11 protein-coding genes are annotated in these 14,460 nt (G+C 71.0%); 5 read left to right on the top strand and 6 right to left on the bottom strand.

Going from position 1 to position 14,460, the window contains the following annotated elements:
• Nucleotides 1-1,865, bottom strand: a 1,865-nt coding sequence (locus VFM98_RS20785) for an MFS transporter (RefSeq protein ID WP_325111800.1), incomplete at its 3' end; no start/stop codon positions are given.
• A gap of 136 nt (nucleotides 1,866-2,001) precedes the next feature.
• On the opposite strand from VFM98_RS20785, the gene VFM98_RS20780 reads away from it, so the two are divergent.
• On the top strand, nucleotides 2,002-2,733 hold the full coding sequence (locus tag VFM98_RS20780) for a helix-turn-helix transcriptional regulator (RefSeq protein ID WP_325111799.1): 732 nt from the start codon (nucleotides 2,002-2,004) through the stop codon (nucleotides 2,731-2,733).
• 15 nt (nucleotides 2,734-2,748) lie between these two features.
• Here the strand turns inward: VFM98_RS20780 and VFM98_RS20775 are convergent, their stop codons facing one another.
• On the bottom strand, nucleotides 2,749-6,117 hold the full coding sequence (locus tag VFM98_RS20775; protein ID WP_325111798.1) for an ATP-binding protein: 3,369 nt from the start codon (nucleotides 6,115-6,117) through the stop codon (nucleotides 2,749-2,751).
• 170 nt (nucleotides 6,118-6,287) lie between these two features.
• On the opposite strand from VFM98_RS20775, the gene VFM98_RS20770 reads away from it, so the two are divergent.
• A complete protein-coding gene (locus VFM98_RS20770; protein ID WP_325111797.1) occupies nucleotides 6,288-6,707 on the top strand; it encodes a response regulator in 420 nt (139 codons plus the stop codon).
• 45 nt (nucleotides 6,708-6,752) lie between these two features.
• Here the strand turns inward: VFM98_RS20770 and VFM98_RS20765 are convergent, their stop codons facing one another.
• Genes VFM98_RS20765 through VFM98_RS20750 form a run of 4 tightly spaced genes read right to left on the bottom strand, consistent with a single transcriptional unit; the run spans nucleotide 6,753 to nucleotide 10,100 of the window.
• Nucleotides 6,753-8,003 (bottom strand): FIST signal transduction protein, encoded by a 1,251-nt coding sequence (locus VFM98_RS20765; protein WP_325111796.1) that lies wholly within the window; start codon nucleotides 8,001-8,003, stop codon nucleotides 6,753-6,755.
• Nucleotides 8,004-8,011: 8 nt separating this feature from the next.
• Nucleotides 8,012-8,773, bottom strand: coding sequence for a PhaM family polyhydroxyalkanoate granule multifunctional regulatory protein (locus tag VFM98_RS20760; protein WP_325111795.1), 762 nt, complete (start codon nucleotides 8,771-8,773; stop codon nucleotides 8,012-8,014).
• Between the two features lie 55 nt (nucleotides 8,774-8,828).
• Nucleotides 8,829-9,281: a copper chaperone PCu(A)C gene (locus VFM98_RS20755; protein ID WP_325111794.1), complete on the bottom strand. Its 453-nt coding sequence runs from the start codon at nucleotides 9,279-9,281 to the stop codon at nucleotides 8,829-8,831.
• Nucleotides 9,282-9,302: 21 nt separating this feature from the next.
• Nucleotides 9,303-10,100, bottom strand: a complete 798-nt coding sequence (locus VFM98_RS20750; protein WP_325111793.1) for an enoyl-CoA hydratase/isomerase family protein — start codon at nucleotides 10,098-10,100, stop codon at nucleotides 9,303-9,305.
• Nucleotides 10,101-10,262: 162 nt separating this feature from the next.
• Here VFM98_RS20750 and otsB point away from each other — a divergent pair, with 162 nt between their 5' ends.
• The 3 genes from otsB to otsA all read left to right on the top strand — a co-directional run bounded on the left by otsB (nucleotide 10,263) and on the right by otsA (nucleotide 14,283).
• Complete coding sequence (otsB, locus tag VFM98_RS20745; RefSeq protein WP_325111792.1) at nucleotides 10,263-11,003, top strand: trehalose-phosphatase; 741 nt, start codon at nucleotides 10,263-10,265, stop codon at nucleotides 11,001-11,003.
• Nucleotides 11,000-12,796 (top strand): glycoside hydrolase family 15 protein, encoded by a 1,797-nt coding sequence (locus tag VFM98_RS20740; protein WP_325111791.1) that lies wholly within the window; start codon nucleotides 11,000-11,002, stop codon nucleotides 12,794-12,796. Before otsB ends, VFM98_RS20740 begins: the two co-directional genes overlap by 4 nt.
• A gap of 83 nt (nucleotides 12,797-12,879) precedes the next feature.
• Nucleotides 12,880-14,283, top strand: a complete 1,404-nt coding sequence (gene otsA, locus VFM98_RS20735; protein ID WP_325111790.1) for an alpha,alpha-trehalose-phosphate synthase (UDP-forming) — start codon at nucleotides 12,880-12,882, stop codon at nucleotides 14,281-14,283.
• Nucleotides 14,284-14,460 lie beyond the last annotated feature (177 nt).

The raw sequence follows: 14,460 nt of genomic DNA, 5'->3' as shown, positions 1-14,460 counted from the left end.
CCCACGTTCAGGCCCACGCGGTTGAACACGCCGCGCCGGAACGGCCGCACCATCGCGTTGCCCTGCTCGATGCGGCTGAAGAAGGAGCCCCACAGGTCGGTCAGCGCCATCGGGATCACGGGCGGCTGCACGCCGTCGGCGCGGGCGCGCTCCAGCACCTTCATGATCCCGCCCTTGAAGGGCTGCAGCGTGCCGTCGCGGGTGATCGCGCCTTCGGGGAAGATCGCCAGCAGGTCGCCCTCGCGCAGCACCTGCGCGGCCCGCTCGAAGGCCGCCTCGTACACCGAAGGGTCGTCCTTCTGCGGCGCGATCGGGATCGCCTTCGCCAGCTTGAAGAGCCACCCCAGCACCGGCAGTCGGAAGATGCGGTGGTCCATCACGAAGTAGATCGGTCGCGGGCTCGCCGCCATCAGCAGCACCGCGTCGACGAAGCTCACGTGGTTGCAGGCCAGCACCGCCGGGCCGGCCACCGGGATGTGCGCGTCGCCGCGCACGCGGAAGCGGTAGACGATGTGCGTCGCCACCCAGGCCACGAAGCGGATCAGGTACTCCGGCACCAGCAGGAAGATGTAGCCGGCCACCAGCGCGTTGGCGATGCCCACGGCGAGGAAGATCTGCGGGATGGTGAAGCCCGCCTTCAGCAGCACGCCGGCGATCACCGAGCTGCCGATCATGAAGAGCGCGTTGAGAATGTTGTTGGCCGCGATGATCCGGGCGCGGTGCGTGGGCTGGGCGCGCAGCTGGATCAGCGCGTACATCGGCACCGAATAGAGGCCGGCGAAGAGCGACAGCAGCGCCAGGTCCGCCATCACGCGCCAGTGCGCCGCGATGCCGACGAACTGCCCCAGCGTCAGACTGGCCGCGGGCGGCAGCGCGCGCGAGGCGAAGTACAGGTCGACGGAGAACAGCGTCATGCCGAGCGCACCCACCGGCACCAGGCCGATCTCCACGTGGCGGCGCGACAGCATCTCGCACATCAGCGAGCCCACGCCGATACCGACTGAGAACACCACCAGCAGCAGCGAGGCGACCTGCGCGTTGCCGTGCAGCACCTCCTTGGCGAAGGAAGGGAACTGGCTCAGGAACACCGCGCCGAAGAACCACATCCAGCTGATCCCGAGCAGCGAACGGAACACCACGATGTTGCCGTGCGCCAGCTTCAGGTTGCGCCAGGTCTCGCTGAAAGGGTTCCAGTTGATGCGCAGCTCCGGCGCGCTGGCGGGCGACGCCGGAATCGCGTGCGCGACCAGCCGCCCCACGACCGCCAACCCCACGCACGCGATCCCCACGGACTGCGGCCCGATGGCGGGGATGTCCACGATCAGGCCACCCGCCACCTGCCCGAGCAGGATCGCGACGAAGGTGCCCATTTCCACCATGCCGTTGCCGCCCGTGAGCTCGCGCTCGTCCAGGTGCTGCGGCAGGTAGGCGAACTTCACCGGCCCGAACAGCGTGGAGTGCAGGCCCATGAGGAACGTGCAGGCGAGCAGCACCTGCACGTTGGCCGCGAAGAAGCCCCAGGCCGCGAGCAGCATGATGCCGATCTCCAGCCACTTCACGAACAGGATCAGGCGGCGCTTGTCGTACTTGTCGGCGAGCTGTCCGCTGGTGGCGGAGAACAGCAGGTAGGGCAGGATGAACAGCGCGCCGATCGCGAGGCCCGCCATCGCGGGCGGCATCCAGGCCACCTGCAGCTGGTAGGTGACCATCACCGTGAAGGCGAACTTGAACAGGTTGTCGTTGGCGGCGCCGGCGAACTGGGTCCAGAAGAAGGGAGCGAAGCGGCGCTGGCGCAGCAGCGCGAACTGGTTCGGGTGCGCCTCGCGCGCGGCGCTGGGGCCGGCCTCGGCGGCGACGGTGTCCATGCGGTTCTCCTCCGTTGCGGATCATGGCCCAGGATCGGGCGGACGGCGGCAGTCTCGCCGCGCGGCGGCGGAAAGTGCTGCGATTCCGCTACATTGCGCTCGGGCAGCCCGCCCGGTATCGGATTCCTGTACTTCCATGAGCACCACCGCCGACCTGGTCCTGGCCCTGAAGAAGGAGCTGAAGGCCGCGCAGATGACGTACGCGGACCTCGCGCAGGGCCTGGGCATGGCCGAATCGAGCGTCAAGCGCATGCTGGCCAAGGGCGACATGGCGCTGTCGCGCATCGACGCGATCTGCCGCGTGCTGAAGCTCGATTTCGCCGAACTCGCGCGCCGCGTGGCCGACGCGCAGCCGCTGGTGAACGAGCTCACGCAGGAACAGGAGCGCGCCGTGGTGGCCGACAAGAAGCTGCTGCTGTGCGCGATCTGCGTCCTGAGCCAGTGGACGCTGGAGCAGATCACCAGCGAGTACCGCCTGAGCGAGGCCGAGTGCATCAAGTACTTCGTGGCGCTGGACCGCATCGGGATCATCGAGCTGCGGCCCCTGAACCGCTACCGCTTGAAGCTGGCCAAGACCTTCCGCTGGCGGCCCCACGGCCCGGTGATGCACTACTTCCGCGACCACGCGGTGCTGGACTACTTCAACGGCGGTTTCGACGGCCCCGCCGAGGGCCTGCTGCTGGTGCACGGCAGCGTGAGCCGCGCCATCGCCCCTTCGTTCCGCGACCGCCTGCAGCGGGTGGCGCAGGATTTCGCGCAGCAGCACCACGCCGACCAGAAGCTGCCGGCCCAGGAGCGCGAGGGCTACACGCTGGTGCTGGCGATGCGCAGCTGGGAGTTCGCGGCCTTCACGCAGCTGCGGCGCTGAGCGCGGGCGCACGCCTCAGTGCCCCGGTTCCAGCGCCTCCATCACGCGCAGGTATTCCGCGTCCACCGCCTGCATGGCGGCGGCGATCGCCTCCCAGCCGCGCTCGCGCCCGGCCGCATTCAGCAGCTCGCAGCTTTCCGCCAGCGCGTGCGCGCCCACCATCTTGCTCGCACCGACCATGCGGTGCGCCACCGCCACCACGGCCGGCGCATCGCGGCGCGCCAGCGCCGCGCGCAGGTCGCCGTGGTCCTCGCGCGCGCTGCGGGCGAAGGCGGCCAGGATGGCCTGGATGTCGCGCGCCTGCGCGCCCCAGTTCTCGCGCAGCAGCGTGAGGTCCACCGGGCCCGCGTTGTCGCGGGGCGGAGGCACGGGCGCAGCCGGGTCCGTGGCGGCCTCCGCGCCCTCGGGCAGCGGCAGCCAGCGGCGCATCTTCGCCAGCAGCGAATGCAGTTCGACCGGCTTGAACACGACGTCGTCCATGCCCGCGTCGGCGCACTTCTCCACCTCGCCCGGCAGCGCCATCGCGGTGCAGGCGAGCACCGGCGTGCGCCGCCCTCCGGCCGCGGCCTCGCTCGCGCGGATGCGCCGCGCCAGCTCGTACCCGTTCATGCCGGGCATCTGGCAGTCGGTGAGCACCAGCCCGAAACGACCGCCCTGCCACAGGCGCAGGGCCTCGGCCGCGTCAGGCGCGGCCTGGGCCGCATAGCCGAGGGTCGCGAGCTGCTGGACCAGCAGCATGCGATTGACCGGATGGTCGTCCACCACCAGCACCAGCGTGCCTTCCGCCTCCGCTTCGGCCACGGTGGGCGCGGGCCGCATGCGTGCGGTGGCCTGCCGCAGCTGCGCCATGCGCTGCTCGATCGGCTCGGGCAACTGCTCGGGCGGGGCCGTGCGCACCGGGATCCGCAGGCTCATGGTCGTGCCCTCGCCGGGGGCGCTTTGCAGCTGCACCTCGCCGCCCATGAGCGCCGCGAGCTGGCGCGAGATGGCCAGCCCGAGCCCCGTGCCCGCGCCCGCTGCGCCGACCTGCACGAAAGGCTGGAACAGGCGCTGCTGGTCTTCCGGTGCGATGCCGGGCCCGGTGTCGGTCACGGCCAGCCGCAGCAGCTGGCGCTCCGCATCCGACTCCAGCACCTCGACGCGGATCTCCACCTGGCCGTGCACGGTGAACTTGACGGCGTTGCTGACGAAGTTGTTGAGGATCTGGCGCAGGCGCAGCGCGTCCACCCACACGGCCGGACTCAGCGCCGGATCCACGCGGGTGGCGACCGCCAGGCCCTTGCTGCTGGCGACGGGCGAATGGATGTTGCGCACGGCCTCGACGACCGCCGCCACCGAGGCCACTTCCACGTGCAGTTCCAGCTTGCCGGCTTCCACCTTGGAGAAATCCAGCACGTCGTCGATGATCCGCAGCAGCGACTGCCCCGATTCGGCGATCACCGAAAGCATGCGGCGCTGGGGCGCGTCGAGCGGACTCAGGCTCAGGAGCTCCAGCGTCCCCAGCATCCCGTTCATGGGCGTGCGGATCTCGTGGCTCATGGTCGCGAGGAAGGCGCTGCGTGCCTGGCTGGCCCGCTCGACCTCCTCGGCCCGCGCCCGCAGCTGCGCGTTCAGCTCGCGGATCTGGCGCTCCTTGTGCCGCACGTCCGTCACGTCCTCGGAGATTCCGAGCAGGTAGGTGGGCCGCCCCTGTTCGTCCAGCAGCGGGACCTTGCGGGTGTGCAGCAGCCGCAGGCCGTCGTGCGCCGTGTGGATCTCCTCCTGCGCGATCTCCACCACCGCGCCGCTTTCCAGCGCCTGCCGGTCCTTCGCGATGAAGGCAGCGGCCTGGCCCGCCGGGAAGAACTCGTGGTCGGTGCGACCCGCCATCTCCTGCTGGCTGCGCCCCAACAGGCGTTCGCAGGCCCGGTTGATGCGCACGAAGCGCAGCCGCGCCGCCTCCTTGATGAAGATCGCGTGCGGGATGTTCTGGATCACGGACTCGAGGAAGCGGTGCGCGCCGACGGCCTCGGCCGACCGGCGCCGCAGCGCCCGCTCCGCCTGCGCGCGCGCCGTCATCTCGCGCCGGATCGCCGTGAACACCGCGGCGAGCATGAAGGCCGCCACGGCCAGGAACAGCAGCGTGACCAGCAGCGTCTTCTGCCGGTGCCGCTCCAGCAGCGCCTGCTGCCGCTCCTCCTCGGCGCGGGCCAGCTCCTCGACGCGCAGCAGCGCCGTCCGCACCGCGGCCAGCGCGGCCTGGTCGCGCCCGTTGCCGAAAAAGGCGCGCGCGGCCTCCACGCCCGAGCGGGCCTGCAGCGACAGCGCCTGCAGGTAGATTTCCGTCAGCCGCGCGAGGGCTTCGTCGAGGATGCGCACCGGGGTGCGCTCCGCGGCGGCGAGGTCCTGCACTTCGCCGATGGCCTTGCGCGTGGCTTCGAGCTGGACGACGCGCTCCTGCCACCGCTGCGCGTCGCCCTGGACTCCCGTGAGCAGGAAAGTGCGGCCGGCCACGGCGGCTTCGGCCGCGTTGGCGTACAGGCCCGCCAGCTTGCCGTGGAAGGCCTCCGCCTGCGCCGCCTGGCGGGCCACCCGCGCGGACTCCACGGCCGCGCCGTAGCTGAGCCCGCCCACGAGCACCAGGAACAACAGCGCGCCCGCGAAGCTGGCCACGATCCTGAGTTCGACCGGATCGAACAGGAAGCGCAGGCTGCGCCGGCCGGGCACGCACCACTGCGTCGCCAGGCCGATGGTGGCGCCCAGCACCGCGAACCCGCCGGCGGTGTGCAGCGCCGCCGGCGGCCCCCACTCGTCCCTGCGCAGCTCGGAGGCCCCCCACACATAGCCGGCCAGTGTCATCAGCCCGATCAGGGCGGCCGCCCCCGCGCAGCCCTGCACCAGGATGCGCAGCCGTGCCACGGGCAGCAGCGCCAGCGCGGTGCCGACGCAGGTGAAGGCGGCCGCGCTGGAGAGCGTCATCCGTTGCCCCGCCAGGACCTGCCCGATGTCCGGGAGCGCGAAGTTCCTGAACGCGAGATTCCAGTCGAACGCGTATTCAGCGCCCACCGCGATGCCGAGTGCGGCCACCGCCACCCCGAGAACCTGCGCGAGGCCCTGGCGGCCGCCTCCCCGCCGCGCCGACGCCACCGTCGGCTGCAGCAGCAGCGACAGGCCGCACAGCACGAACGCGAGCGCGGCGCCCACCGACATCGGCGGCGCCCCTTCGAACACGCTCGTGAGCACCGGCAGACCCAGCCACCAGCCCGCCAGCACCGCGGCCCCCAGCAGCACGGAGACCGCACCGCCCGCGCGCACCCAGGCGGCGCAGTGGCGGCGCACGACCAGGTGCCAGCGCCGGTAGCGGCGCGAATCGGGCTCGGGGCGGCTCGGGGCGGCGGCGTTCACGTTGGTTCGAAGGGCCCGCCGCGGCTGCGGCGAACCCGGGCTGCACCTCGGGGGCGGTGCAGCAACCCCCGCAAAGTTAGCAGATCGCCCGGATCCGCGTCCTGCGTGCTTTCGTTTGACGCACATTCGGATGAATGCCGCGCGGCCGGGCCTGCTGCAAGAATGCGGCCATGCCGCCCTCACTGTCGACGCTCCACGTCCTGGTCGTGGAAGACCACGAATTCCAGCGCATGATGCTGGAGCGGGCCCTGCGCTCGCTCGGGGTGGAGCAGATCCGCAGTGCCGCCAACGGCGCCGAGGCGATGCGCCTGCTGCGCGCCGCGCCCGCGGTGGACATCGTGATCACCGACGTCGTCATGCCCGACGTGGACGGCCTCGAGCTGATTCCGAAGCTGCGGGCCGTCGCCGGCAGCGCCTCGCTGGTGTTCCTGAGCAGCGAGGACTGGACGCTGGCGGTCGGCTCGGAGATCGCCAAGGGCCACGGCCTGGCGGTGCTGGGCGCCTTGGGCAAGCCGATCACGCCCCAGAAGCTGCTGCCGCTGCTGGAAGCCCACCTGCAGCTGCGCGCCAACCCGGGCGACGCGGCGTAGCTCAACGCTCAACGCTCAACGCCGAACGCCGAACGCCGGACGCGTTCAGCGGAAGACCGTCAGCACGCCCGTGTAGCCATAGAGGTGCCGGCGGCCGATCTCGCCGCCGGCGAAGAAGCCCACCAGCGGCACGTCGCCCAGGGCCCGGCGCACGATCTGCATCTCCGCGCTCGGGCCGCCGAAGTGCGGGCCGCCACGGCCGGCGCAGCTGACGTAGATGGCGCCGGCGAGCGGCGTCGTCGCGGCGCTGGGCGGCGCCAGCGGATCGGGGGCGGTCAGCGCGCTGGCGGCGGCCAGCGGCAGTTCCTCCGGCTCCAGCTCCTCGCGGATCTCGGCGCAGATGCGCACCAGGTCCGCCCGCGCCGCCTCGACGTCGCGGCGGCAGAACGCGAGGCGCATGCCCTCCTCCACCTTGCTCGCCACGGCCACGCCGCGCCGGCGCGGATCGAGGCCGATGATGTGCCGCACCACCACGTCGGTGCCGAAGTGGCCGATGCGGTTCACCACGTCCTCGCTCGCCTGCGTCAGGCCCACCAGCGTGGCGCGCAGGGCCGTCATCGCGGCCTGCGGCTGGTCCAGCGAGATGTGCAGGTCTTCCAGCAGCACGTCCAGCGCCGGTTCGCCATCGAGTTCGGTCACGAGATTGCCGTCGGCGCCGGTGATGCTGCGCGCCGGCGCCACCGGCTGGCAGCCCTGCGTGATGCGCGAGACCAGCTGCACGCCTTCGGCGAAGGCCACGCCCGAGAGACCGCCGCGGAACACGCCGCCGGCCTTGCCCTGCCCGCGCAGGTTGCCGTTGCCGCCGATCGCGAACTGCACCACGTCGGCGCGGCTGGAGGCGAGGCCGCCGAAGAGATAGCCGGTGGCGGTGCGGTCCGCCATCTCCGCGATCAGTTCGGCGAGGTCGGGGGTGGCGGCATCGGCATGCACCAGGGCCGTGTGGGCGCGGAAGCTGCCGGGCAGCGGTGCGACGCCGGAGAACACCCGGTACTGGTCCGACGGCACGGCGCACAGCATCACCGCCATCGCCGGCTCGTCGAAGTACTCCACGTTGGAAGATGCGATGCCGACGCCGACAGTGCCGGCCCAGTCGGTGACCTCGGGCAGTTCGGCGCCGAGGTGGTCCAGGATTTCCTGCGCCGAGGCCGCGTAGTGGTCGGTGATGTACAGCAGCCCCAGCGTCGGCGAGGGGGCGTAGCCGTGCAGCGTCATCTGCGCCCGCAGTTGCGCCAGCACCAGGCCGGCCGCCATCCGCCACTGCGGGTGCGTGGCATGGCCGAAGGGAAACAGCTGCATGGCGGCTCCTAGGTCGCGGTCTTCTTCGCGCGCGGCTTGCGCGCGGGAGTCTTGCGCGCCGGGGTCTTCCTGGCAGCGGTGGTCTTCGGCGCCGACGCAGCGCTGGAGGCCTTGGCCATGCCCGCCGCCGCCTTGGCCATGCCGGTGGCCGCCTTCATCGCATCCTTGGCGCTGCCCACGGCCATGTTGCGAGCAGTGTCGACGGCCGTCTTCTGGGCCGCGTCCTTCATCGCGTTGGCCGCGATCTGCTGGAACTGCTGCGTGAGGGCGCCCCACCACTGCAGCGGATCGACCGGCGCGGCGCCATTGCCGGACGGCTTCTTCTCCTCGCCCTTCTTGCCGGCCGCCTTCTTGTCCGCCGCGTCGGCCACCGCATCGGCCGCGCCCGAGACGGCGCTCGCGGCCGCCTCGGCGGCTTCGCCCACCTTGCGCGCCCCGCTCGCCACGGCATCGGTGGTCTTCAGCCGCAGCGCGTTGGCCAGCTCGCCCATGCTGAAGTTCATGCCCTGCAGGGTGGCGAGCGTCATCTTCTGCACTTCCAGCGCCTGGATGGTCGCGCCGAGCGCGCGGCCGTTCTGCTCCAGCCAGAACTGCACCGCCTTCAGTTCGGCGATGCGCTTTTCCAGCTCCTCGACGCTGAGCGTGGGCGCCACCCAGTTGGACAGGTGGGGCATCTGGGGGATGCTCTGCGAAGCGCCCTTGGCCAGGTTCTGCAGGAAGTCGAATCCGGGGACGAGTTTCGCAAAGCCGAAGTTGCTGCTGTCACTCATGGCCGCGCTCTCCTCGGGTCAGTTGTCGTGTTGACAGCTTACCCCAAGGACCGCGCTACTGGTGCGCTGCGTGCGGCGCCCGCATCTGCACCGGCACCTGCAGCTGCAAGGTGCTGGCCTGGCCCTTGGCATCGCGGAAGTGCAGCGTGAACGGGATCTGCGTGCCGGCCTTGAACGGGTCCTGCAGGTCCATCAGCATGAAATGATAGCCGCCGGGCGCCAACTGCAGGGGCTTGCCGGGTGCGAGCGCCAGCTCGCCGGCGGCGCGCATCTTCATCACGTCGCCTTCCATCTTCATCTGGTGGATCTCCACGATGCCGGCCGCCGGCGTCTCGGCGCCCAGCAGCGTGACCGGCGCGCGCGCGGTGAGCGTCATGTAGGCGCCGCTCGATTGCTGGCCCGGCACGATGGGCCGCGCCCAGGCGCCCTCCACCTTCACGGGCGCGTCGGCGGCCTGGGCCGCGAGGCCCGCGGTGGCGAGCAGCAGGGATGCGAGAACCTTCCTCATCTTCCTTCCTCCTTCGATCCTTCAACGGAACTTCGGCGGCCGGCGCTCGCGCAGCGAGGCGATGCCTTCCTGCACGTCGGGGCCGGCGAAGCCCATGAACTCCAGCGCGAGCGAGGTGTCGAACGCGGGCCCCGCCTGCCGCAGCCAGTTGTTCAGCGAATACTTGGTCCAGCGGATCGCCGTCTGGCTGCCCTGCGCCAGCCGGTCGGCGATCTCGTAGGCGCGCGGCAGCAGCTGCTCGCCGTCCACGGCCAGCGAGACCAGGCCGATGCGCTCGGCCTCCTCGCCGCTGACCGGGTCGCACAGCAGCAGGTAGTACTTGGCCTTGGCCAGCCCGCACAGCAGCGGCCACACGATGGCGGCATGGTCGCCGGCGGCCACGCCCAGCCGCGTGTGGCCGTCGACGATCTTGGCGTCCCGCGCGGCCAGCGAGATGTCGGCCAGCAGCCCCGCCACCAGCCCGGCGCCGACCGCCGGGCCGTGGATGGCGCTGACGATCGGCTTGTCGCAGTTGACGACGCTGTAGACCAGGTCGCGCGCCTCCTTCCACACCCGGGCGCGGATGTCGAAATCGGCGGCCATGTCCTGCACCAGCGCCAGGTCGCCGCCGCCGGAGAAGCCCAGCCCCTCGCCCCGCAGCACGGCCGCGCGCACCGTGTCGTCGGCGCTCACATCGCGCCAGATCTCGGCCAGCTCGCGGTGACCGGCATGGCCGGCCGTGGGCAGCTTGCCGTTGGCGGCCTTCATCTGGATGTCGAGCACCGAGTCGTCCGGGCCGCGGCGTGCGATGCGCAGGGTTTCGTAGCGGGCGTAGTCCATGGGGGGAGCTTAGTCCAGGCCGCGCGGCCATGCCCGCTTCTCGGCCTTGCGGCGCGGATGGGCATTGCGCGCGCCGCCTGCCGCGGTGTCGGCGTCCTCCTACGCCGGCCGATGGTCCGACATCGCGCCGCACCGCAGCAGGTTCTGCTACGGTTCGGTCGCATGACGCTCGTGGAGATCCTCCATCCCTCCTGCGCCCTGTTCCTGGACTTCGACGGAACCATGGTGGACATCGCGCCGCAGCCGAGCGCCGTCCACGTGCCGCAACCGCTGATCGGGGTGCTGCAGGACGCGCGCGACTACCTGCAGGGGGCCCTCGCCGTGATCACCGGGCGCCCGATCGCCCAGATCGACGACTTCCTGCACCCGCTGCAGCTGCCGGTGGCCGGCGTGCACGGCGCCGAGCGGCGCGGGCGCGACGGCCAGCTGCACCTGCTGAACGCCCAGCCGCTGGACCACGTGGAGGAAGCCGCCTGCCTGCTGGCCGCGCAGAACCCGGGCCTGCTGGTGGAGAACAAGCGCGGCTCGCTGGCGCTGCACTACCGCCAGCGGCCCGACCTGGAGCAGCTGTGCCTGCAGACGATGGAGAAGGCCGTCGACGAATCGCCGGGCGTCACGCTGCTGCGCGGCAAGATGGTGATGGAGGCCAAGCCGTGCGGCGCGAGCAAGGGCAACGCGATCGAGGCCTTCCTGGAGGAACAGCCCTTCGCCGGGCGGCGGCCGGTGTTCATCGGCGACGACGTCACCGACGAAGCGGGCTTCCACGCCGTGCAGCGCCTGGGCGGCCTGGGCATCAAGGTCGGCGAGGGCGCCACCTGCGCGACGCAGCGCCTGGCGGACCCGCTGGCCTTGCGGCAAGAACTGGAGGCGGCCCTCGCCGCCCGTTTCATCCGAACGACATGAACAACACAACGTACCCCAACTCGCTCTCGCTCGGCATGATCGGCAACTGCGCCTACAGCGGCCTGATCGACCGCGAGGGGCGCCTCATGTGGTGCTGCCTGCCGCGCTTCGACGCCGACCCGGTGTTCAACGCGCTGCTCGATCCGAGCGAGAACGCCGCCGTCTGGCAGTTCGAGCTGGAGGGGCTGGAGCGCAGCGAGCAGGAGTACGAGCCCAACACCGCGGTGCTGCGCACGCGCCTCTACGACGGCCGCGGCCAGGGCATCGAGATCGTCGACTTCGCCCCGCGCTTCTGGAGCCGCGGCCGCATGTTCCGGCCGATGACGCTGATCCGGCGGGTCAAGGTGCTGCAGGGGTCGCCCCGCATGCGCGTGCTGCTGCGCCCGCGCTTCGAGTGGGGCCGCGTGAAGCCGCAGGTGACGCAGGGCAGCACGCACATCCGCTACGTCGGCCCGGGGCTCACGCTGCGCGTGAACACCGACGCGCCGATCGCCTACATCCTGTCCGAGACCTTCTTCGTGGTGGACCGGTCGATGAACTTCGTCATGGGGCCGGACGAGACGCTCAGCAGCGGGATCGAGGACACGGCCCGCCTGTTCGAGGAGGAGACCGTGCGCTACTGGAAGCAGTGGTCGCGCTCGCTCTCGCTGCCGCTCGAATGGCAGGACGCGGTGATCCGCGCGGCCATCACGCTGAAGCTCTCGCTGTTCGAGGACACCGGCGCCATCGTGGCAGCGATGACCACCTCGATCCCGGAAGCGCCCAACAGCGGGCGCAACTGGGACTACCGCTTCTGCTGGTTGCGCGACGCCTTCTTCGTCGTGCGGGCGCTGAACTCCATCTCCGAAGTGGCGACCATGGAGGAGTACCTGCGCTGGCTGATGAACATCGTGATCCGCTCCGGCGGCGGCCACATCCAGCCCCTGTACGGCATCGGGCAGGAGGAGCGGCTGCCCGAGTTCATCCTGGAGCACCTGCCCGGCTACCGCGGCATGGGCCCGGTGCGCGTGGGCAACCAGGCGCAGGAGCACTTCCAGCACGACGTGTACGGCAACATCATCCTGGGCGCCGCGCAGGCCTTCCACGACCACCGGCTGATGCGGCGCGCCACCCGCGCCGAGTTCGTGCACCTGGAGGCGGTGGGCGAGCAGGCCTTCAAGATCTACGACACGCCCGACGCCGGCATGTGGGAGCTGCGCACCCGCGCCCGCATCCACACCTCCTCGGCCCTCATGAGCTGGGCCGCCTGCGATCGGCTGGCCAAGGTGGCCCTCACGCTGGGGCTGCCGGAGCGCATCCGCTACTGGCGCGAGCGCGCCGACACCATCCGCAACCGGATCCTGAAGGAATCGTGGAGCGAGGAGCGCCAGGCCTTCGCCGAGAGCTTCGGCGGCCGGGATCTCGACGCCAGCGCGCTGCTGATGGCCGAAGTGAACATGATCGACCCGAACGACGCGCGCTTCGTCGCCACCGTCGACGCGCTGGAAAAGTCGCTGTGCGACGGACCGTACATGCGGCGCTACGAGGCGGCGGACGACTTCGGCAAGCCGGAGACGGCGTTCAACATCTGCACCTTCTGGCGCATCGACGCGCTGGCGCGCATCGGCCGCAAGGCGCAGGCGCGCGAGATCTTCGAGGTGATGCTCAAGAGCCGCAACCACCTGGGCCTGCTGTCCGAGGACACGCATCCGGTCACCGGCGAGATGTGGGGCAACTTCCCGCAGACCTATTCGATGGTGGGCACCATCAACGCCGCGGTGCGGCTGTCGGCGCCGTGGGACACGGTGATATGAGGTTGGGCGTTGGGCGTTGGGCGTCGAGCGTGGGACCCCGCCTTCACGCTCAACGCTCAACGCTCAACGCCCAACGCTGAACGATGTCGCGCCTCGTCGTCGTCTCCAACCGCATCGCCGACCCCCGCAAGACCGCCGCCGGCGGGCTTGCCGTCGCCCTGGCCGAGGTGTTGAACAACACCGGCGGCCTGTGGTTCGGCTGGAGCGGCAAGGTGGTCGACGCCGCGGAGGACGACGACGTGGTGTTCCAGCGCGCCGGCCCGGTGACGCTGGCGATGGTCGATCTCTCGCAGGTGGACCACGACGCCTTCTATCTCGGCTACTCCAACGGCGTGCTGTGGCCGGTGTTCCACTACCGCCTGGACCTGGCGGATTTCGACGCCGGCTACATCAACGGCTACCGGCGCGTGAACCAGCTGTTCGCGCGCAAGCTGCTGCCGCTGCTGAAGCCCGACGACGTGATCTGGGTCCACGACTACCACCTGATCCCGCTGGCGGCGGAACTGCGGGCGCTGGGCTGCCGCCAGCGCATCGGCTTCTTCCTGCACATCCCGCTGCCCCCGCCGCTGATCCTGGCGGCGATCCCGGGGCACGACTGGCTGATCCGCGCGCTGTTCGCCTACGACCTGGTGGGCTTCCAGGCCAAGGCCGACCTGGACCACTTCGCCCGCTATGTCGAAGCCGAGGCGCACGCGCAGCCGGTGGACGACGGCCGCTGGCGCGCCTTCGGCCGCACCGTGCAGGCGGGCGCCTTCCCGATCGGCATCGACGTGCAGGAGTTCACCGCGCTCACCCGCGCCCAGGACGCCGTGCAGATGTACGAGCGCATGCGCATGGAGTATTCGCGCCGCAAGCTGCTGGTGGGGGTGGACCGGCTGGACTACTCCAAGGGCCTGCCGCAGCGCCTGCGGGCCTTCCGGGAGTTCCTGGCCAAGAACCCGGACCTGCGCTCCAGCGCCACGCTGATCCAGATCGCGTCGCCGAGCCGCGAGAACGTCAGCGCCTACACCGAGATCCTGCACGAGCTCGAGTCGCTGTGCGGCTCCATCAACGGCAACTTCGGCGAGCTGGACTGGATGCCGGTGCGCTACATCCATCGCACGGTGGCGCGCTCGCGCCTGCCGGGGCTGTACCGCGCGAGCCGCGTCGCGCTGGTCACGCCGCTGCGCGACGGCATGAACCTGGTCGCCAAGGAGTTCCTGGCAGCGCAGAACCCCGACGACCCCGGCGTGCTGGTGCTCTCGCGCTTCGCCGGCGCGGCGGAGCAACTGCGCGAAGCGCTGCTGGTCAATCCCTACGACACCGAGGGCACGGCCGCGGCCATCCTGCTGGCGCTGCAGATGCCGCTGGAGGAGCGCCGCCATCGCCACGAGGCGCTGATGCGCGTGGTGAGGGAGTACGACGTGCACTGGTGGTGCGACAGCTTTCTCGCCGCGCTGGCGGAAGCGCAGCCGGACGAGAGCGGCACGGCCTGGCTGCGCCTCTGATCCGCCGGCGCCTCTCCTGCGTAAAGGGGCATGAGGGCCGGCGTCCGGCACCTCTCCACGACACAGGAGAAGCATCATGCAACGACACCTGGCGGCCGCCTGCGCCGCTTCCTTCCTTGCTGCCGTCTGCGGCACCGCGCTCGCCGAAGGCTACGGCCACGGCGTGCGCCGTGGCCG

This window comes from Ramlibacter sp. (assembly GCF_035706265.1).
In the GTDB taxonomy this organism is placed as follows: Bacteria; Pseudomonadota; Gammaproteobacteria; order Burkholderiales; family Burkholderiaceae_C; genus Ramlibacter.
The sequence above is the reverse complement of the archived record's forward strand: the minus strand, read 5'-3'. Positions and strand labels throughout refer to the sequence as shown.

Excerpts from the sequence above, each read along its gene's own strand:
- VFM98_RS20750 (WP_325111793.1), bottom strand. The coding sequence starts at position 10,100 with ATGGACTACGCCCGCTACGAAACCCTGCGCATCGCACGCCGCGGCCCG.
- VFM98_RS20760 (WP_325111795.1), bottom strand. The coding sequence starts at position 8,773 with ATGAGTGACAGCAGCAACTTCGGCTTTGCGAAACTCGTCCCCGGATTC.
- otsA (WP_325111790.1), top strand. The coding sequence starts at position 12,880 with ATGTCGCGCCTCGTCGTCGTCTCCAACCGCATCGCCGACCCCCGCAAG.
- VFM98_RS20755 (WP_325111794.1), bottom strand. The coding sequence starts at position 9,281 with ATGAGGAAGGTTCTCGCATCCCTGCTGCTCGCCACCGCGGGCCTCGCG.
- otsB (WP_325111792.1), top strand. The coding sequence starts at position 10,263 with ATGACGCTCGTGGAGATCCTCCATCCCTCCTGCGCCCTGTTCCTGGAC.
- VFM98_RS20740 (WP_325111791.1), top strand. The coding sequence starts at position 11,000 with ATGAACAACACAACGTACCCCAACTCGCTCTCGCTCGGCATGATCGGC.
- VFM98_RS20780 (WP_325111799.1), top strand. The coding sequence starts at position 2,002 with ATGAGCACCACCGCCGACCTGGTCCTGGCCCTGAAGAAGGAGCTGAAG.
- VFM98_RS20770 (WP_325111797.1), top strand. The coding sequence starts at position 6,288 with ATGCCGCCCTCACTGTCGACGCTCCACGTCCTGGTCGTGGAAGACCAC.
- VFM98_RS20765 (WP_325111796.1), bottom strand. The coding sequence starts at position 8,003 with ATGCAGCTGTTTCCCTTCGGCCATGCCACGCACCCGCAGTGGCGGATG.